The sequence below is a fragment of the Terrabacter sp. 2YAF2 genome, assembly GCF_052114705.1.
Taxonomy (GTDB): Bacteria; Actinomycetota; Actinomycetes; order Actinomycetales; family Dermatophilaceae; genus Terrabacter.
Genome location: NZ_JBFRFG010000009.1, coordinates 42,493 through 60,556, shown reverse-complemented (window position 1 = coordinate 60,556; position 18,064 = coordinate 42,493). Strand labels below are relative to the sequence as shown.

Annotated in this window: 21 protein-coding genes and 1 tRNA gene; 10 read left to right on the top strand and 12 right to left on the bottom strand. The window is 71.1% G+C overall.

Annotated elements, in window-relative coordinates:
- Nucleotides 1-49 precede the first annotated feature (49 nt).
- The 3 genes from AB4030_RS12320 to AB4030_RS12310 are packed head-to-tail and all read right to left on the bottom strand — an operon-like array spanning nt 50 to nt 2,139.
- The gene (locus tag AB4030_RS12320; RefSeq protein ID WP_442279511.1) at nt 50-859 is read right to left on the bottom strand and encodes an SCO1664 family protein; all 810 of its coding nucleotides are present in this window, start codon (nt 857-859) and stop codon (nt 50-52) included.
- The gene (locus AB4030_RS12315) at nt 843-1,397 is read right to left on the bottom strand and encodes a DUF3090 domain-containing protein (protein ID WP_442279510.1); all 555 of its coding nucleotides are present in this window, start codon (nt 1,395-1,397) and stop codon (nt 843-845) included. Before AB4030_RS12315 ends, AB4030_RS12320 begins: the two co-directional genes overlap by 17 nt.
- A 10-nt stretch (nt 1,398-1,407) precedes the next feature.
- Nucleotides 1,408-2,139 (bottom strand): MSMEG_4193 family putative phosphomutase, encoded by a 732-nt coding sequence (locus AB4030_RS12310; RefSeq protein WP_442279509.1) that lies wholly within the window; start codon nt 2,137-2,139, stop codon nt 1,408-1,410.
- Between the two features lie 92 nt (nt 2,140-2,231).
- On the opposite strand from AB4030_RS12310, the gene corA reads away from it, so the two are divergent.
- Entirely contained in the window at nt 2,232-3,233 is a 1,002-nt protein-coding gene (corA, locus tag AB4030_RS12305) for a magnesium/cobalt transporter CorA (RefSeq protein WP_442279508.1), read from the top strand.
- A 63-nt stretch (nt 3,234-3,296) separates the two neighbouring features.
- Here corA and AB4030_RS12300 read toward each other — a convergent pair whose 3' ends face one another.
- The gene (locus tag AB4030_RS12300; RefSeq protein WP_442279507.1) at nt 3,297-4,157 is read right to left on the bottom strand and encodes an undecaprenyl-diphosphate phosphatase; all 861 of its coding nucleotides are present in this window, start codon (nt 4,155-4,157) and stop codon (nt 3,297-3,299) included.
- Between the two features lie 144 nt (nt 4,158-4,301).
- Nucleotides 4,302-5,402 (bottom strand): LLM class F420-dependent oxidoreductase, encoded by a 1,101-nt coding sequence (locus tag AB4030_RS12295; protein ID WP_442279506.1) that lies wholly within the window; start codon nt 5,400-5,402, stop codon nt 4,302-4,304.
- Nucleotides 5,403-5,477: 75 nt separating this feature from the next.
- Between AB4030_RS12295 and AB4030_RS12290 the strand changes: the two genes are divergently transcribed.
- Nucleotides 5,478-6,413, top strand: a complete 936-nt coding sequence (locus AB4030_RS12290; RefSeq protein WP_442279505.1) for an aldo/keto reductase — start codon at nt 5,478-5,480, stop codon at nt 6,411-6,413.
- Between the two features lie 16 nt (nt 6,414-6,429).
- Here the strand turns inward: AB4030_RS12290 and AB4030_RS12285 are convergent, their stop codons facing one another.
- Together AB4030_RS12285 and AB4030_RS12280 are read right to left on the bottom strand one after the other, a co-directional pair.
- Complete coding sequence (locus AB4030_RS12285; protein ID WP_442279504.1) at nt 6,430-6,900, bottom strand: hypothetical protein; 471 nt, start codon at nt 6,898-6,900, stop codon at nt 6,430-6,432.
- A gap of 149 nt (nt 6,901-7,049) precedes the next feature.
- Entirely contained in the window at nt 7,050-7,844 is a 795-nt protein-coding gene (locus AB4030_RS12280; RefSeq protein ID WP_442279503.1) for an LppX_LprAFG lipoprotein, read from the bottom strand.
- A gap of 190 nt (nt 7,845-8,034) precedes the next feature.
- Between AB4030_RS12280 and AB4030_RS12275 the strand changes: the two genes are divergently transcribed.
- Entirely contained in the window at nt 8,035-8,220 is a 186-nt protein-coding gene (locus tag AB4030_RS12275; RefSeq protein ID WP_030146024.1) for a DUF5703 family protein, read from the top strand.
- 16 nt (nt 8,221-8,236) lie between these two features.
- On the opposite strand, the gene AB4030_RS12270 is transcribed toward AB4030_RS12275, so the two are convergent.
- Entirely contained in the window at nt 8,237-9,583 is a 1,347-nt protein-coding gene (locus AB4030_RS12270) for a M20/M25/M40 family metallo-hydrolase (RefSeq protein ID WP_442279502.1), read from the bottom strand.
- 121 nt (nt 9,584-9,704) lie between these two features.
- Here AB4030_RS12270 and AB4030_RS12265 point away from each other — a divergent pair.
- From AB4030_RS12265 to AB4030_RS12235, 7 genes are all read left to right on the top strand, one after another.
- Nucleotides 9,705-9,791: transfer RNA gene (locus tag AB4030_RS12265), tRNA-Leu, on the top strand.
- Between the two features lie 125 nt (nt 9,792-9,916).
- Entirely contained in the window at nt 9,917-10,414 is a 498-nt protein-coding gene (locus AB4030_RS12260) for a MarR family winged helix-turn-helix transcriptional regulator (RefSeq protein WP_442279501.1), read from the top strand.
- The gene (locus tag AB4030_RS12255) at nt 10,411-11,220 is read left to right on the top strand and encodes an ABC transporter ATP-binding protein (RefSeq protein WP_442279500.1); all 810 of its coding nucleotides are present in this window, start codon (nt 10,411-10,413) and stop codon (nt 11,218-11,220) included. Before AB4030_RS12260 ends, AB4030_RS12255 begins: the two co-directional genes overlap by 4 nt.
- Nucleotides 11,180-12,001: an ABC transporter permease gene (locus AB4030_RS12250; RefSeq protein WP_442279499.1), complete on the top strand. Its 822-nt coding sequence runs from the start codon at nt 11,180-11,182 to the stop codon at nt 11,999-12,001. The genes AB4030_RS12255 and AB4030_RS12250 overlap by 41 nt, the downstream gene beginning before the upstream one ends.
- A gap of 87 nt (nt 12,002-12,088) precedes the next feature.
- Nucleotides 12,089-13,357: an MFS transporter gene (locus AB4030_RS12245; RefSeq protein ID WP_442279498.1), complete on the top strand. Its 1,269-nt coding sequence runs from the start codon at nt 12,089-12,091 to the stop codon at nt 13,355-13,357.
- A gap of 4 nt (nt 13,358-13,361) precedes the next feature.
- Complete coding sequence (locus tag AB4030_RS12240; RefSeq protein WP_442279497.1) at nt 13,362-14,132, top strand: HipA family kinase; 771 nt, start codon at nt 13,362-13,364, stop codon at nt 14,130-14,132.
- Nucleotides 14,129-14,515 carry a DUF3037 domain-containing protein gene (locus AB4030_RS12235; protein WP_442279496.1) on the top strand — a complete coding sequence of 129 codons (387 nt, stop codon included), beginning with the start codon at nt 14,129-14,131 and terminating at the stop codon, nt 14,513-14,515. Before AB4030_RS12240 ends, AB4030_RS12235 begins: the two co-directional genes overlap by 4 nt.
- Nucleotides 14,516-14,555: 40 nt before the next feature.
- Here the strand turns inward: AB4030_RS12235 and AB4030_RS12230 are convergent, their stop codons facing one another.
- The 4 genes from AB4030_RS12230 to AB4030_RS12215 all read right to left on the bottom strand — a co-directional run bounded on the left by AB4030_RS12230 (nt 14,556) and on the right by AB4030_RS12215 (nt 18,050).
- A complete protein-coding gene (locus tag AB4030_RS12230; protein ID WP_442279495.1) occupies nt 14,556-15,368 on the bottom strand; it encodes a TrmH family RNA methyltransferase in 813 nt (270 codons plus the stop codon).
- Nucleotides 15,369-15,437: 69 nt separating this feature from the next.
- A complete protein-coding gene (locus tag AB4030_RS12225) occupies nt 15,438-16,208 on the bottom strand; it encodes a sulfite exporter TauE/SafE family protein (protein WP_442279494.1) in 771 nt (256 codons plus the stop codon).
- A 46-nt stretch (nt 16,209-16,254) separates the two neighbouring features.
- A complete protein-coding gene (locus AB4030_RS12220; RefSeq protein WP_442279493.1) occupies nt 16,255-17,475 on the bottom strand; it encodes an SPFH domain-containing protein in 1,221 nt (406 codons plus the stop codon).
- A 125-nt stretch (nt 17,476-17,600) separates the two neighbouring features.
- Nucleotides 17,601-18,050: an NfeD family protein gene (locus AB4030_RS12215; protein WP_442279492.1), complete on the bottom strand. Its 450-nt coding sequence runs from the start codon at nt 18,048-18,050 to the stop codon at nt 17,601-17,603.
- Between the last annotated feature and the right edge of the window lie 14 nt (nt 18,051-18,064).

Below are 18,064 nucleotides of genomic sequence, written 5' to 3'. Positions count from 1 at the left end.
TCCCGCGGTGCGGGCGCGCTCGTCGCGGGCACCGGGTCCGCGGACCGACTCAGAGTGGCGGCCACGGCACCGACGGCCAGTCGCGCCTGGGGGACGGGTGCACCCCGCGGTCGATGAGGCGCGCCACCCGCAGCAGGAGGGCGTCGACATCGGCCACCGGCAGCAGCACGAGCAGGCGGTCGCGCACGTCGCTGGCCTCGAGGGCACGCCGAAGGCGCTCGAGGCGCGCGAGGTCGGCGTCCACGATCGGTTCACCCGCCCAGCCCCACAGCACCGTGCGCAGCTTCGGCGTCGGCGAGAAGGTCACGCCGTGGTCGATGGCCCAGAGACGGCCGTCTGCGTCCCGGAGGCAGTGCGAGCCCTTCCGGTCCGAGTTGTTGAGCGCCGCGTCGAGCACCGCCAGCGACCGCACGTCATCGGCACGCGAGTGCACGACGGTGACGGCTGACCCGCCCGGCGTCTCGCCGTCGAGGACGGCAGACCAACCCTCGGGTGTGCGCCCCTCCGGCACGAGGTCGACGACGACGTCGTCGGCGACGGACTCGAAAGGATCGCCGATCCACAGCTGCACCGACCCGGGACCGAGGGGGCCGTCGCGCATCACCGTCGGGGGGACGACGTCCCAGCCGCCGAGCTCGGAGACCACCTGGGCCGCCACCTCGCGGCCGGCGAGGGTGCCTTCGGGGAAGTCCCAGAGGGGCCGCTCGCCGCGGATGGGCTTGTAGATGACATGGCCGCCGGGCAGCGTCGACACGCGTGCCAGGACCGCGAGGTTCGAGGAGTCGGCGATCCGTCCCAGAACCTCGATCTCGCCGGTCAGGTCGACCGGCGACGGCGTCAGGTCAGCGCTTGTAGCCATTGGCCCGCGGGCAGATGTGGCCCGTGGGGTCGAGCGGGTTGCCGCAGAACGGGCACGGCGGCCGGCCGGCGGCGACCAGCGCGTTGCTGCGCCGCGCGAAGGCTCGGGCCTGCGCGGGCGTCAGGGTGACGCGGAGCGAGTTGCGCCCCAGAGGTCCCACCTCGTCGTCGGCGGCGTCGGCGACCTCGTCGACCTCGTCGGGGTCGTGGTCGTGGCACTCGATGACGACCTTCTGCGCGTCCTCGTCCCACGCCAGGGACAGGGTCTGCACGCGCCAGTCCTCGTCGAACGGCGTCTGCAACGGGTCGGTGTCCTCGGGCACGCCGCCGGGCTCGCCCGGCTCGGCCGCCGTGGCGGGTGCGAGCTGGTCGAGCACATCGTTGATGCGGTCGGCGAGGATCGAGACCTGCTGCTTCTCGACACCGATGGTCACGACCAGCGGTCCGGTACTCGCCTGCAGGTAGAAGGCTCGCTGGCCGGCGGGGCCGACCGTCCCGGCGACGAACCGGTCAGCGGGATCGAAGTCCTGGACCGTCATGCGTTCGACCCTATCCGACGCCACCGACCGCGCCGGCGCCGCCGCCCACCACGGCGTCACCGTCCTCGGCCGCCTGCTTCTGGGGTGGCCGCAGGCCCGTGAGGTCTCCCCCGACGTCGTTGAGCCGCAGCACGAACGGCTTGCGGCTCGTGTAGCGCACGACGCTCACCGACGCCGGGTCGACGTTGATCCGCTGGAAGTCGTCGAGGTGCGCGCCCGTGGCGTGCGACAGGATGGACTTGATGACGTCGCCGTGCGACACCGCGACCCACACCGCGTCGTTGCCGTGCGTCTCGAGGATGCGCGCGTCGGTCTCGCGGACGGCGCGCAGCGCCCGGTCTTGCATCTCCACCATGGACTCGCCGGGGTATGCCGCGGAGTCCGGGAAGCGCGCCTCGCTCGGTCGGTCCTGCACGACCTTCCAGAGCTCCTCCCTGGCGAGCTCCGAGATGGGACGCCCGGTCCAGGCGCCGTAGCGGCACTCGCCCAGCCCTGCGTGGACGCTGCGGGCGACTTGGTTCGGCAGCGGCGCGGCCAGCAGGTCCGCCGTCTGCACGCAGCGGTCCAGAGGTGAGCTGACGATCTCGACGACGGGCAGGACGGCTGCGGCCAGCCGCTGTCCGACGGCAGCGGCCTGCGCCTCGCCGGTCTCGTCGAGGAAGACGCCGGGCATCCAGCCGGCCAGCGTGCCGGCGGTGTTGGAGGTGGATCGGCCGTGGCGCACGAAGAGGACGGTGGGCACGGTCGTCACCCTAGCCCGCGAGCCGGACGCCACCACCGGCATACGCCCTCACGTGCGCGCCACCGACCTGCGGACGTGGTGAAGTAGGGGACGTGATCGTGGACAAGGCCATCTACCGCAACGGACGGCGAGAGGGGTGCGGCGACCTCAGCGACGAGCTGGACGTGCTGCGCCTCACCCAGGACGGCTTCCTCTGGATCGGCCTCAAGGACCCGACCGACGAGGAGTTCGAACTCGTCAACGAGGAGCTGCACCTGCACCCCCTGGCCGTCGAGGACGCCGTCCTCGGCCACCAACGAGCCAAGATCGAGAAGTACGAGTCGTCGGTGTTCGTCGTGCTCAAGACCCTGCGCTACGTCGAGGCGACGAGCGACATCGAGACCGGTGAGGTCATGCTCTTCATCGGTGACCGCTTCGTCGTCACGGTGCGGCACGGCGAGGGCAACCCGCTGGCCGGGGTGCGCCAGCGGCTCGAGGCCGCACCGGAACGCCTCCGCCATGGGTCGATGACGGTGCTGCACGCCGTGATGGACTCCGTCGTCGACAACTACACCGTCGTCGACCGGGAGGTGCGTCAGGACCTCGAGCAGATCGAGGAGCAGGTCTTCGCCTCGGCCACCGGCGGCGACGCCAACACGATCTACCGGCTCAAGCGCGAGGTCCTCGAGTTCCGGCGGGCCAGCCAGCCGCTCGCCGACACCCTGACCCACTTCATGGACCCCGCCCGCCGACACGGAGTGTCCGACGTGCTGCTTCCCTTCTTCCGCGACGTCGCCGACCACCTGCGCCTCGTCAACGACCACGTCGAGTCCTACGACCGGCTCCTGACCGACGTCCTGTCGGCGCACCTCGCCAGCGTGTCCGTCAAGCAGAACGAGGACATGCGCCTCATCTCCGCGTGGGTCGCGATCGCGGCCGTGCCCACGATGATCGCCGGCATCTACGGGATGAACTTCCAGCACATCCCGGAGCTCGAGGTGAGCTTCCACGTCGGCGGCGGCGAGTTCTACTACGGCTACTTCGTCGCCCTCGCCGTCATGGCCGGCGCCTGTCTGGGTCTCTACCGGGCCTTCAAGCGCTCGGGCTGGCTGTAGCGAGGCGACGAACGGCCAGCTCCCACCGAGGTGGGACCGGCCGTTCGCGGCAGAGAGGCGTCGTCAGGTCGCGCTGATGACCCCGCCCGCGAGCACACCGACCAGCACGAGGCCCAGGGCGACGCGGTACCAGACGAACGGCAGCAGGGTGTGGTTCGCGACGAAGCGCAGCAGCCAGGCGATCGTGGCGTAGGCCACGACAAAGGCCACCACGACGCCGACGAGGACGGGCCCCACGCCGAGGGCGGACAGCCCGTGCCTCTCCTGGACGGCCTGGAACAGGCCGGCGGCGGTGAGGGCGGGGATCGCGAGGAAGAAGCTGAGGCGTGTCGCCGTCACCCGGTCGATGCCGCGGGCGATGCCGGCGGAGATCGTCGCACCCGAGCGGGAGACGCCAGGGATGAGGGACAGGCACTGCACGAGACCGATGACGAGCCCGTCGACCGGCCGCACCGAGTGCTCATCACGCAGGGTCCCGCGAGCCTCGTAGCGCGCGTAGATGCGCTCCGCCACCACCATGGCGACGCTCCAGACCAGCAGGGCGACGGCCACGACCCAGAGGCTGCGCAGCGGGCCCGAGATGAGGTCACGAGCGAGGAAGCCGACGATGCCGACCGGGATCGAACCGATGACGACGGCCCACGCGAGGCCGTAGTCGGGGTCCGTGCGAGCGGCGGCCGAGCCCAGCCCCCGGAACCACGCGACGGCGAAGCGGATGATGTCGCGGAAGAAGTAGAGCAGCGTCGCAGCGATGGCGCCGAGCTGGATGACGGCGGTGTAGGCCGTCACGGCCGGGTCGTTCACCTCGAGGCCGAGCAGCTTCTCGGTGATGGTCAGGTGTCCGGTCGAGGAGACCGGGAGGTACTCGGTGAGGCCTTCGACGACGCCGAGGATGACGGCGTCGAGGTAGCTGAGGTCAGCCATGGGTCAGGTGGGCCTTCTGCGCAGGAGGGACGGGACGGGGGCCGCTGACCCGCTCGGGGTCATCGGCCGCGGGGCACAATGTCGCACCCTACCTGCAACGTGGGCTGGGAGCCGCGACCGTCAAAGAGGCGCGTGGGCGACGTCCTAGTGAACGTCCGGGGCGACGTCACCTGAACGGCGGCTGGGGGTCTCGAGTCCCGCGATCCCGGCCACGACCTCAAGGCTGGCCACGGCCTGCTGGCGCGTCATGCCCCCGCCGACGGCGACGGCGAGCGTGGTGACGCCGGCCTCCTCGTAGCGGCCGAGTCGTCGGGCCACCCGCTCCGGCGAGCCGAGCAGGGCCGTCTCGTCGATGAACTCCAGGGGCACGGCCGCCGCGGCCTCCCGGTGGAGGCCCGCGAGGTAGAGGTCCTGGATCCGCGCGGCATCCTCCTCGAAGCCCATCCGGCACGCGAGCTGGTTGTAGAAGTTCTGCTCGCGCGAGCCCATGCCGCCGATGTAGAGGGCGCAGTAGTCACGCACGTGGGCGGCCGCCTCCTCGACGTCGTCGACGAGCACGACGGGCGTGGTCGCCACGACGTCGAAACCCGTCATCGGCGCGTCGACCGGACCCCGGCCACCCCGGCGCCGACCGGTCTCGAGCGTCGCGAGCAGGTCGCCGGCGTGCTCGGGGCTGAAGAAGATCGCGAGCCAGCCGTCGGCGATCTCCCCGGTCAGCTCGAGGTTCCTCGGACCCACCGCGGCGAGGTAGACGGGCAGGTCCGGGCGCACGGGCCGGGCGGAGAGCTTCAGCGGCTTGCCCGGACCGCCGGGCAGCGGCAACGGGTAGTGCGGCCCGGCGTGGGTGACCGTGTCGCGGCGCAAGGCCGCCCGCACGATCTCGACGTAGTCCCGCGTGCGGCCGAGCGGACTGCGGAACGGCACGCCGTGCCACCCCTCGCTCACCTGCGGACCCGAGACCCCGAGACCGAGCCGGAACCGACCCCCTGACATCGTGTCGATCGTCGCCGCGGTCATCGCCGTCATCGCCGGGGTGCGCCCCGGGATCTGCATGACCGCGGACCCGAGAGCGACGTGCTCCGTCAGGGCCCCGATCCAGGCGAGCATCGACGGGCTGTCCGAGCCGTACGCCTCTGCCACCCAGACGCTGTCGTAGCCGAGCCGGTCGGCCGCCTGGGCGATCGCGACCTGGTCGTGGCCCGTCGTGCCGCGGCCCCAGTACCCGAGATTCACACCGATCCTCATGCTGGGCAGGCTATCGGCGTCGCCCACGTCGTGCCGCTCGCTCGGGGTGCGGTGTCGCCCACTACCGTTCGGGACATGCGCAGGCGTCTCGGCTCGTCCGGTCTCTCGGTCACCCCCCTGGCCCTCGGCACCATGCTGTGGGGCAACGCCGTCGACCGTCACGAGGCAGGTGACCACCTGCGTGCGTTCGTCGAGGCCGGCGGGAACCTCGTCGACACGGCATACGGCTACGGCGGCGGCGACGCCGAGACCATCCTCGGCGGGCTTCTCGACGGCACGGTGCCCCGCGACGATGTCGTCATCTGCACCAAGGCGGGCATCTCCCGCTCCGGTGGCCAGCGCCGCGTCGACGTGTCGCGCCGAGGGCTCATGTCCCAGCTCGAGACGTCGCTGCGCCGTCTCGGCACCGACCACGTGGACCTCTGGCTCGTGCACACGTGGTCCGACGACGTGCCGCTGTCGGAGACCCTGTCGGCCCTCGAGTGGGCTGCGGCCTCGGGTCGCGCACGCTACGTCGGCGTCTCCAACTACACCGGATGGCAGTCCGCGCGCGCCTTCAGCGTGCTCGAGTCAGCGCGAATCCCCATGGTGGCCAACGAGATCGAGTACTCCTTGGTATGCCGCACGCCCGAGCACGAGGTCACACCCGCTGCGACGTCGCTCGGCTTCGGCCTGCTGCCCTGGTCTCCGCTGGGACGGGGCGTCCTCACGGGCAAGTACCGCCACGGCATCCCGTCGGGGTCCCGGGCCGCGTCCACCGACTTCCCGGGCTTCGCCGAGCGGTTCCTCGACGAGCAGACGGCCCGCGTGGCCGATGCGGTCGCGATGGCTGCGCGAGGCCTGGCGGCCAAGCCGGCCGAGGTGGCGCTGGCCTGGGTGCGTGACCGTCCTGGGGTCGCCGCGCCCATCGTCGGCGCGCGGACGCCGGCACAGCTGCGGTCCGCGCTCGCGAGCCTCGAGCTCACGCTGCCCTCGGAGATCGTGGCTGCGCTGGACGACGTCTCGGCCTAGCCGGCGCGGCCCCGCGTCAGGCGCGGGAGCTCCTGCCCTCGGTCCTGCCCGTCACGCCAACCGCACCGACGTCGTCGATGTCATCGACGTCGTCGAGGTCGTCTTCCTCGTCGAGGTCGTCTTCCTCGTCGTCCGCGTAGTCGTCGTCATCGTCATCGTCGTCGTCCTCGTCGTCGTCATCGTCGTCGTCCTCGTCGTCGTCCTCCTCCTCGTCGTAGTCGTCCGAGTCGAGGCCGGCGTAGACGCGGTTCTCGGTGCCGTCCTCGTCCTCGTGACCGTCGAAGTCGTCGCCGTAGATGGCGAGGGGCGTGGCGACCTCGGTCGCCTCGTAGAGGGCCTCGTCGTAGTCGTCGAAGGCCTCGGCCAGGTCCTGCGCCGCGGCCATCACCCTGGGGTGGTCGGGGTCTCGGCTCGCGTTCGCGGCCTCGAGGTGGCGTTCGAGGGCGGCGATCAGCTGCTCGAGGGCGGCGCGGGGGTCGACAGTCATGCTTCGACCGTAGTGGACCCCCGCAGGCGAGAGAACCGAATCCGTGCCCGGATCGGCTGGAAACACGGCGGTCCCGCAGCGAGCCGTGCTCGCTGCGGGACCGTTCACGCGCGATTGTCGGGCCGTTCACCCGACGGCGGCGCGCGGCGTCACATGGGCGCCTTGACCGTGTCGGCCGCCGGCGGGGCGGTGACGTCGACCGGCTCGCCGTACTTGCTCATCGTCATGTCGGCCTTGACGCCCGACAGGTCGAAGGTGACCTTCCGCAGCTGGTTCTTCTCGTCGAGCCAGGCGGTGTACGCGATGGTGCTGGGCAGCTGCGTCTTGGCGTCGGTGGGCAGCTGGGCCTGCATGGCCTTGGTGTCGAGCGTCAGGTCGTACTTCCACGTCTTGTCACCGTCGACGGTGTCCTCGCCGACGTACTTCACGTCGGTCACGGCCGCCCCGAACTGGTCGTACATCTTCGTCGGGTCGGCCTGGTCGAGCGACTGCGACAGCTGCTTGCCGATGGTCGAGCTGCTGTCGATGACTGCCCACTTGCCCGCGGGCAGGCCGGGGAAGCCCTTCATGTAGACCTTCTTGTCGACGAGGATCATGTCGACCTTCATCGACGACCCCATGTCCATCGACATCTTCATGGCCGGGTTGCCCGGGTCGACCTTCGTGTCGCCGGAGATAGCGATCTTCTGGCCGGCGGCATCCATCGTCATGTTCACGTGCGCGGTCGTGGCGTTCTTGCCGGCCTCCTTCATGGCGGCGACGAAGGACGCCTTGTCCTTGTACGGCTGACCGGCGGCCGGAGCGTCGCTCGTCGCGGCAGCCGAGCTGGCCTGCGTCTGCCCCGCCGCGGGGGCCGGGCTCTCGCTCTTGCCGCAGGCAGCGACGCCGAGAACGGCAGGGAGAACGATGACTGCTGCCGCGATGCGGCGGGTGTTCCACTTCATGTGTGTTGACCTCCTGGGCCGTTGACGCCGGACGGTTCCGGGCGGTTCCGCTGTTGCGCCGCGCCGCACGGGGTCGCGCTCGGTCCCGGGTCTGCGGTCGAATGACCCAGCGACGGTATCGCGGGCACCTGTCCGCCACGCCACGCATACGGTCTCGGTGGGGTCACGGTTGGTGTCAGAATGGATGGCGATGACGGATTACGAGTACCGGGTCCTCACGTTCGACCGCCACACGTCGAAGGCCCAGGCGCGGCAGGCGGTCCGTGAGCATGCGGAGTACGGCCGTTGGGAGCTCTCGCGCACGGTGATCTACGAGGGCGGCGTGCGGCGGATGTGGCTGCGACGCAAGATCATGCGCGTGCAGCGCACAGCCTGACCCTGTCGTCCCGACCTCAGCAGGTGCGCAGGAAGTCGCCGAGGACACGCGCCCCGAAACGCAGCGAGTCGACGGGCACGCGCTCGTCGATGCCGTGGAACATCGGCGCGAAGTCCAGGTCGGCGGGCAGCCGCAGCGGCGCGAAGCCGTAGCCGCTGATGCCGAGCCGGCTCAACGCCTTGTTGTCGGTGCCGCCGGAGAGGCAGTAGGGCAGCACGGCCGCCTCGGGGTCCTCGCGGAGCAGCGCCTGCTTCATGGACTCGACGAGGTCGCCGGAGAAGGGGGCTTCGATGGCGACGTCCCGGTGCACGACCTCCACCTCGACGTGCTCCCCGGCGAGCTCGCGGATCGTGGCCATCAAGGCGTCCTCGTGGCCGGGCAGGAAGCGGCAGTCGACCGCTGCCGACGCGGTCTGCGGGATGACGTTGTGCTTGTAGCCCGACTCGAGCATCGTGACGTTGGCCGTGTCGCGCAGGGTGCCGCGCACGAAGCCCTGGGCGCCGCCGAGGGTCGCGAGCAGGGGCTCGAGGTCGCCGTCGGCCGACGACAGGCCGGTCATCGTGCTCAGCGTGTCGAGCAGCTCGCGGACCGAGGCGATGTACTCGCGCGGCCACTCGTGGGCGGCGATGCGGCCGATCGCGGCGGCGAGCCGGACGATGGCGTTGTCGTCGTTGGGCACGGAGCCGTGGCCGGCGCGGCCGTGCGCCCGCAGGCGCAACCAGGCGAGGCCCTTCTCGGCCGTCTGGAGCAGGTAGGCGCGCTTCTCGCCCTGCTGGGTCGGCATGGTGACGCTGTAGCCGCCGACCTCGCTGATCGCCTCGGTGACCCCGTCGAACCACTGGGGGTGGTGGTCGACGAGCCAGTGGCTGCCGTGGGTGCCGCCGGCCTCCTCGTCGGCGAAGAAGACGAAGGTCGTGTCGCGTGCAGGTTTGGTCCCGGTGCGAGCGAAGTGCCGGATGTTCGCGAGGATCATGGCGTCCATGTCCTTCATGTCGACCGCCCCGCGGCCCCAGATGCAGCCGTCGCGCTCCTCGGCGGCGAAGGGGTCGACCTGCCAGTCGGCGGCGTTGGCCGGCACGACGTCGAGGTGGCCGTGCACCGCGAGGCCGGGCCGCGAGGAGTCCTCGCCCTCGAGGCGGACGACGACGGTGGCGCGGCCGGGCTCGCTCTCGAGCAGGGTGCCGTCGAGGCCGACCTCGGCGAGCTCACCCATGACGTACTCGGCGGCCTTGCGCTCCCCCGGGCCCGACCCATCACCGTAGTTCGACGAGTCGATCCGGATGAGCTCGGCACAGATCCGCGCCACCTCCGCCTCGGCTGTCGGTGTGGGTGTCCCGGTGCGCGCGGCGTCGTCGTGGCTCATGCCGATCAGCGTATGCCGCGTCCTTCTGGCGCTCGCGCCCACCCGTTTGGTCTTTTGGTCGGGCCCCGTGTAACGTTTCGCCTCGCCGCAAGGGAATCCCACGAGCCCCTTGCATCACCTCGTCGGGGTGGCGGAATGGCAGACGCGCTAGCTTGAGGTGCTAGTGCCCTTAACGGGCGTGGGGGTTCAAGTCCCCCCCTCGACACCATGAGACCCCCGGGTTCCTGCAGGTCAGGACCCGGGGGTCTTCTCGTCTCCCGGCCGTCACACGGACCGCGTCGGCGGGTGCTGCCCAGGCCCTTGGCCGCTCCTCTGCGACAGACGTAATCTTCGATGGTGAGCGACGAGAACGTGGCCGGCCTGGCCGACGAGCTCTACGACGCGATCGGGCTGCTGCGGCGCCGGTCACGACGACTCGTGGGCGCTCCCCTGCCGGAGCTCGCGCTCTCGGGCGCCCAGCACGAGCTGCTGCGCGTCGTGCGGCGCAACCCGGGCATCACGGTGACCGAGGCGGCCCAGCTGCTCGGGCTCGCTGCCAACACCGTCTCGACCCTCGTGAGCCAGCTGCTCCCCCTCGGCGTGCTCGTCCGCGAGCGCGATGCGACCGACCGCAGGGTGGCCCGCCTCGACCTCACGCCCTTCGCTCGCGAGGGCCTCGAGCGGTGGCGCGACCGGCGGACCCAGGCGACGGCGACGGTACTGGCGCGACTGCCTGCCGGTGAGCGTGCCCGTCTGTCCGAGGCCTTGGCCACGATCGCCCGGATCGCCGCCGACCTGCCGGAGAGCTCTGCGGCCCCCGCGTCGCCCGTTCCGTCCGGTGGCCGTCCGTGACCGCCGCCATCGACATCCGGGACCTCAGCTACAGCTTCGGCACCCACGTCGCGGTCGACGACCTGACGTTGGCGGTCGAGCCGGGTGAGTGCTTCGGCCTGCTGGGGCCCAACGGGGCCGGCAAGACGACGACGATCCGCCTCCTCAACACGCTGCTGCCCCTGCAGTTAGGCGACGTGAGGATCTTCGGCCGGTCGGTGCGCACCGACGCGATGCTCGTGCGTCGTCTCCTGGGCTACGTGCCGCAGCAGCTCTCGATCGAGGGCGCCCTCACCGGCCGCGAGAACGTCGAGTGGTTCGCCCGTCTCTTCGACGTGCCACGACGCGAACGCGCGGCGCGCGTCGACGAGGTCCTCGACATGGTCGACCTCCGGGAGGACGAGCGACGCCTGGCGTCCACCTACTCGGGTGGCATGGTGCGCCGGCTGGAACTGGCGCAGGCCCTCGTCAACCGGCCGGCGCTGCTCGTCCTCGACGAGCCGACGGTCGGGCTCGACCCTGTGGCGCGCGACAGCGTGTGGCTGCGAGTCGCGCAGATGCAACGTGACCACGGCATGACCGTGCTGCTCACGACGCACTACATGGAGGAGGCCGACGCGCTGTGCGACCGGGTGGCACTCCTGCACCGGGGCGCCCTGCGCGCCATCGGATCCCCTGAGGAGCTCAAGGCAGCCGCCGGAGCCGGCGCGAGCCTCGAGGACGTGTTCCGTCACCACACCGGAGAGGCCCTCGACGACGTGGAGGGTGAGAAGGGAGGGTTGCGCGGTGTCCGAGCGACTCGTCGAACCGCCCGCCGTCTGGGCTGACCGGCAGAGCCGGACGGGGGTGGGGCTGCTCACCTCGCGCATCAGCACGTTCTGTCTCGTGGAGCTGCAGAAGCTGCGCCACGACCGCAGCGAGCTCGTGACGCGTGCGATCCAGCCGATCCTCTGGCTCGTCATCTTCGGCACGACCTTCAGCCAGATCCGGGCGATCCCCACGGGCGGCATCCCCTACCTCGACTTCCTCGCCCCGGGGGTCATCGCGCAGTCGGCCCTCTTCATCGCCATCTTCTACGGCATCCAGATCATCTGGGAGCGCGACGCGGGCGTGCTGACCAAGCTGCTCGTGACCCCGACCCCGCGTGCGGCGCTCGTTGCCGGCAAGGCCTTCGCGGCCGGGGTCCGGTCCGTGGCGCAGGCCGTCATCGTCGTCGTCGTGGCCGCAGTCATGGGCGTGGCGATGACGTGGAACCCGGTCCGGTTGCTCGGGGTGGTGGTCGTCGTCATGCTCGGAGCCGCGTTCTTCTCGTGCCTGTCCCTCAGCATCGCCGGGGTCGCCCTCAAGCGCGACCGCCTCATGGGCATCGGGCAGGCCATCACCATGCCTCTCTTCTTCGCCTCCAACGCGCTCTACCCGATCGAGATGATGCCCGGCTGGCTCCAGGTCATCAGCCACGTCAACCCACTGACCTACGAGGTGTCGGCCCTGCGCGGCCTCCTCCTCGGCACCCCAACGAGCTACTGGGTCGACTTCGGCGTCCTTGTGGGCAGCGCCGTCGCCGGCATCGTCTGCGCCGCGGCCCTCATCGGCCGCCTGGCCCGCTGACCGGTCGGCGCCGACGTGGGTGCGTGCTGACGCGCGGACGCGCCGCCCTGCCCCGGCTCCGACGCGCCGGACCGTACGCTGTGCCGCGTGACCTTCCTGCGCGCACTGTGGACCCTGTTGCGCGTCCGCGGATTCCGGCGTCTCTTCCTCAGCCGGGTCACCTCATCCTTCAGCGACGGCGTCTTCCAGGTCGCGCTCGCGAGCCACATCCTCTTCAATCCCGAGAAGGCCGCCGACGCCCGGGGCATCGCGATCGCCTTCGCCGTCGTCCTGCTCCCCTACAGCGCCCTCGGCCCCTTCGTCGGCGTCCTGCTCGACCGCTGGCCGCGTCGTCGGGTCATCGTCGTGAGCCAGCTCATCCGGGCCGGGGCCATGCTCGGCGTCGCGGCGCTCGTCACCACGTCGGACTCCGGCCCGGCGTTCTTCGGCCTCGTCCTGCTCGTCTTCTCCGTCAACCGCTTCATCCTCGCCGGTCTCTCCTCGGCCATGCCCCACGTCGTCACCCGCGACCTGCTCGTCAGCGCCAACTCCGTGGCCCCGACGTGCGGCTCGCTGGCCTATCTGCTCGGTGGCGCGGTCGGCACCGGAGTGGTGGCCCTCGGCGGTAGCGACGTGCTGGACGTGCTCCTGGGTGCCGTGGGCGTGCTCGCTGCCGCGTGGGTCGCCACACGCCTGCCGTTCATCGGCCCCGACGACGCGAGCGGGGCCCCCTCGGTCGGGCAGATCGCCCGCTCGGTCGTGACCGGACTCGTCGAGGCGGTCCAGACCCTGCCACGTCGCGCCTGGCTGCTGCTCGTCCTCGTCTTCCTCACCCGGATCCCCTTCGGATTCCTGCTGCTGCAGACCCTCCTGCTCTTCCGCGGGCCCTTCGAGGCTGGTCACGGCGCCCTCGGCTTCAGCATCGCCGCAGGCGCCTCCGCCGTCGGTTTCGCCTCTGCCGCCTTCGTCACGCCGTGGCTCGCGCCGCGCCTGACCGCCGTGCCGTATGCCGCCCGGATGCTCGCGATCGGCGGCGCCGTCTGCGCGGTGCTGGGCCCCTTCCTCATGCCGTGGAGCATCATCGCCGTCTCGTTCGCCGTCTCGTTCACGTCGCAGTGCGTCAAGATCACCGTCGACTCGCTCATGCAGGCCCACGTCGACGACCACCTGCTCGGCCGGGCCTTCTCGGCGTACGACGTGGTCTACAACGCGGGGATGGTTGCGGCCGCTGCGCTCGGCGCCTTCGTGCTGCCCGAGAGCGGGCTCGCCTGGTGGCCCCTCGTCGCGTTCGGTTGCCTCTACGGCGCCATGGCACTGCTGCTCGGACGGGCCTGGTCGCGGGCCACCCAGCTCGACCACGCCCGGCCACTAGGCTGACGGCGTGCTTCCGGAGCTGACCGCCACCCGCTACGTGACGCCGCTCAAGGAGGGTGGGTCGCTGCCCGGCCTCGTCGAGGCCGACGACGACGGGACGTACGTCCTGAAGTTCCGCGGCGCCGGACAGGGGCTCAAGGTCCTCGTGGCCGAGGTGCTCGTGGCCGGGATCGCCCGGCTGCTCGACGTGCCCGTGCCCGATCTCGCCGTCGTCCGCCTGGACCCGCGCATCGCGAAGTACGAGGCCGACGAGGAGGTCCAGGACCTCCTCACGGCGTCCGTGGGGACCAACCTCGGCGTCGACTTCCTGCCCGGCTCGCTCGGCTACGACGGGTCACGCCCACCGGACGCCGACCTCGCGGAGCGGATCATCTGGCTCGACGCGCTGACCGCCAACGTCGACCGCACGTGGTCCAACCCCAACCTGCTCGTCTGGCACGGCCGCACCTGGGCGATCGACCACGGCGCCGCGCTCTACTTCCACCACTCGTGGCCGAGCAGGGCGCCCTCCCCCGAGCGCTTCGCCGCACAGCCCTTCGACGCGAGCCGCCACGTCCTGCGCGACGTCGCCGGCGAGGTCGGTCGGCGCCACGACGAGCTCGCTGCCCGGCTCACCCCGGAGGCCCTGGAGGCGGTCATCGCCGACGTGCCCGACGAGTGGATCGAGCCCACGGCCGACCTGGCTGACGCTCCAGCGGTGCGGGCGGCATACGCCCTCATGCTCCGCGCCCGTCTCGAGGGACCACTGACGTGGGTGCCCACGGGAGTCGCGGCGTGAACGCGTACCAGTACGTCCTGCTCCGGCTCGTCCCCCGGGTCGACCGCGAGGAGTTCATCAACGTCGGCGTCGTGCTCTACTCACAGGACGCCGGGTTCCTCGACGCCGCATGGGAGCTCGACGAGCGTCGCGCGGCCGCCCTGTCACCGACGTGCGACCTCGACGGGGTGCGGGCGATGCTCGAACGCGTGCGCGCGGTGTGCCGCGGCGAGACGGGACGCGGGCTGCCGACCCTCGACAAGGCCGGTCAGCGATTCGGGTGGATCATCGCGCCACGCTCGACCGTGGTGCAGCCGGGACCGGTCCACGGGGGCCTCTGCGACGACCCCGCAGTGGAGCTCGAACGCCTCCTCGACCGGCTCGTCCGGCCCGCGCACGCCTGACCTGCCGACGTCCGACTCGATCCCGTCGGACTCGACCCCGTCAGCCCCGAGGGCGCAGGGCCCACATCGCGACGGCGCTGGCCGCGGCGACGTTGAGCGAGTCGACACCGCCCGCCATCGGGATCCGCAGCGTGAGGTCGGCCTCGGCCACCGTCCGGTGCGACAGGCCGTCGCCCTCGGTGCCGACGACGAGGGCAAGCCGCTCCGGCGGCTCCGTCTCGAGGTCGTCGAGCGACACCGAGTCGTCGGAGAGCGCCATGGCGGCGACGGTCAGCCCGGCGTCGTGCAGCAGGCCCATCCCCTGCGGCCACGGGTCGATCCGGGTCCAAGGGACCTGGAAGACCGTGCCCATGGAGACGCGGATCGACCTGCGGTAGAGCGGGTCCGCGCAGCGCGGAGTGATGAGGACCGCGTCGACGCCGAGCGCGGCGGCCGACCGGAAGATCGCGCCGACGTTCGTGTGGTCGACGACGTCCTCGAGGACGATGACCCGCCGCGCGTCGGTGAGAAGCGACTCCACGCTCGGAAGCGGCGGTCGCTGCATGGCGGCGAGCGCGCCCCGGTGCAGGTGGAAGCCGGTCAGCTGCTCGATGACGTCGTGGTCCCCGAAGTAGACCGGGATGCCGTCCGCCTCGGCGTCGGCGACGATGTCGGCGAGGTCCTCGAGCCACCGCCGCGCCATGAGGTAGGACCGGGGCCGGTGCCCGGCCCGGAGCGCCCGACGGATGACCTTCTGGCTCTCGGCGATGTAGAGCCCGCGCTCGGGCTCGGTCCGTCGGCGCAGCACGACGTCGGTGAGCGACACGTAGTCGGCCAGGCGCGGGTCGGTGGGGTCGGAGATCTCGATCGGCACGCCGTCAGGCTAGTGCTGGCGCGCCGCTCGCCCGACATCGTGGGGTCGAGCCCACGCCCGCGCCGACGGTCAGGGGAACCAGACGAGCTTGACGATGGCCACGAGGCCGATGACGATGATGAGCCCCCGGAGCACGTTCGGCGGGATGCGGCGCCCGACCCGCGCACCGATCATCCCGCCGACGAAGGCACCGACCCCGATGAGGACGACGACGAGCCAGTCGATGTGCTCGCGCGCGAAGAGGACGAACACCGTTGCGGCCACGAAGTTCACGACGAGCGACAGGACGTTCTTGTAGCCGTTGAGACGCTGGAGCGGCTCGAGGCTCAGGGCACTGAGCAGGCCCATGAGCAGCACTCCCTGGGCAGCGCCGAAGTAGCCGCCGTAGACCCCGGCCAGGAAGACCCCGGCGGCCATGGCCGGAGTGTGCCAGCGAGGCGTGCGCGCCCCCTCACCGCCGGCGTGCACGTGGGCCTGGATGCGCGGACCGGCGACGACGAGGACCAGCGCGATGAGGATGAGGACCGGCACGATGGCCCGGAAGGCCGCCGCCGGCAGGACGAGCAGCAGACCCGCTCCGACCACCGAGCCGAGGAACGACATCGGCATGAGACGGCGCAGGGTGCGCCCCTGTCCGCCGAGCTCGTGACGGTAGCCCCAGGCACCGGTCACGCCGCCGGCGACGAGACCGATGTTGTTCGACACGTTCGCGACGAGCGGGTTGATGCCGAAGAAGAGCAGGGTCGGGAAGGTGATGAGCGTGCCCGAGCCGACGATGGTGTTGATGACGCCGGCCCCGGTCCCGGCCAGCGCGATGGCGACGGCGGACCAGAACGACACCCGGTCACCCTACAGAGGGTGACCGGGTGTCGTCGGACGGTGTCCGTCAGGGCTGGACCGGAGGCTCCGGCGGGGCGTCGGGCGTCGTCCCGGGCATCGTCCCGGACAGCCCCCCGGCGAGGTCAGCCGAAGGATCGACGGGACCCACCGCGGGGGCGGACACAGGAGGAGCAGCTGCCGGGGGCGGAGGCAGCTCCACACCGGCCGGCGGAATGAACGGCTGTGCAAGACCCGCTGGGTTGGAGTGCTCCGTCGACTGTGCACTGAGTGCAGCCGCCTCGCCCCGGGCCTCGGCGAGGGCCTTGGCCGGGTCCTCGAGAACCGTCTCGGCAAACGCGTTGTCGTCGGCGTCTCCGGTGTCGATCCACTGCTCGTCGCCGGCGTCCATCGGGCCCTGCTCGCCGCCACCCAGCGCGTTGCCGATGCCCTTGAGAGCGTCGGTCAGCTCGGACGGGATGATCCACATCTTGTTGGAGTCGCCGCGGGCGAGCTGCGGCAGCACCTGGAGGTACTGGTAGGCGAGCAGCTTCTGGGTCGGCTTCCCACGGTGGATAGCCGCGAACACCTGCTGGATGGCGCGGGCCTGGCCCTGGGCCTCGAGGATGCGGGCCTGGGCTGAACCCTCGGCCCGCAGGATCTGGCTCTGCTTCTCACCCTCGGCCGTGAGGATGGCGGACTGCTTGAAGCCCTCGGCGGTGAGGATGGCGGCACGACGGTCGCGCTCGGCACGCATCTGCTTCTCCATCGTCTCCTGGACGGAGTGCGGCGGGTCGATGGCCTTGAGCTCGACACGGTTGACGCGGATGCCCCAGTTGCCGGTGGCCTCGTCCAGCACGCCGCGCAGCTGGCCGTTGATCTGGTCGCGGCTCGTCAGGGCCTGCTCGAGGTCGAGCGAACCGATGACGTTGCGCAAGGTGGTGACGGTCAGCTGCTCGATGCCCTGGATGAAGTTGGCGATCTCGTAGACCGCGGCCTTGGCGTCGGTGACCGAGTAGTAGATGACCGTGTCGATGTTGACGACGAGGTTGTCGCTCGTGATGACGGGCTGCGGCGGGAAGGTGACGACCTGCTCCCGGAGGTCGATGTTGGCGCGCACCTTGTCGACGAACGGGATGAGGAAGTGGATCCCCGCGGTCAACGTCTTGTTGTAGCCGCCGAGACGCTCGACGATCTGTGCCGTCTGCTGCGGCACGATGCGCACGGTGCGCAGCACGATGACGAACGCAACGACGACGATGAGTATCGGAATGATGTAAACCGGGTCCACGACCTTCTCGACCTTCTCCCTGTGTGGTCCGTGCTCCCCCGAGGAGGCACGGTTGGTGCGAGCGGGCCGATCGACCCGCTCGTTCGTTCGGTGGTGTCGGTTGAGCAGTGGCGCCGGTGAGGGGCTCAGCTCCCCACGACGCGTGCGCGGCTCACGATGGCGGTGGCGCCGTCGATGGAGTCGACGACGACCTCCTCGCCGGGCTCGATGTCGTCCCCGAGCGTGCGCGCAGACCACGTCTGGCCCGCGAGCTTGACCTGGCCCCCGGCCGGGTTGACCCGGTCGATGGCGACGGCCGAACGGCCGACGTGGGCGGCAGCTCCCATGAGCTGGGGTGGGCTGCTGGCCTGGATGCGCTTCTTGAGCCACGGACGCACGATCGCGAGGAGGGCGACGGCGACGAGGCCCGCGACGATCGCCTGGACGACGGGAGGGGCCCCGAAGGCCGCCGCGATGGAGGCGCCGACGGCGCCGCCGGCGAGCATGAGGAACGTGAAGTCGGCGGTGACCGTCTCGATGGCCACCAGCACGAGGGCCACCGCCACCCAGACCATCCACGCGTGTCCCTCGACCACGTAGCCACCCTGCC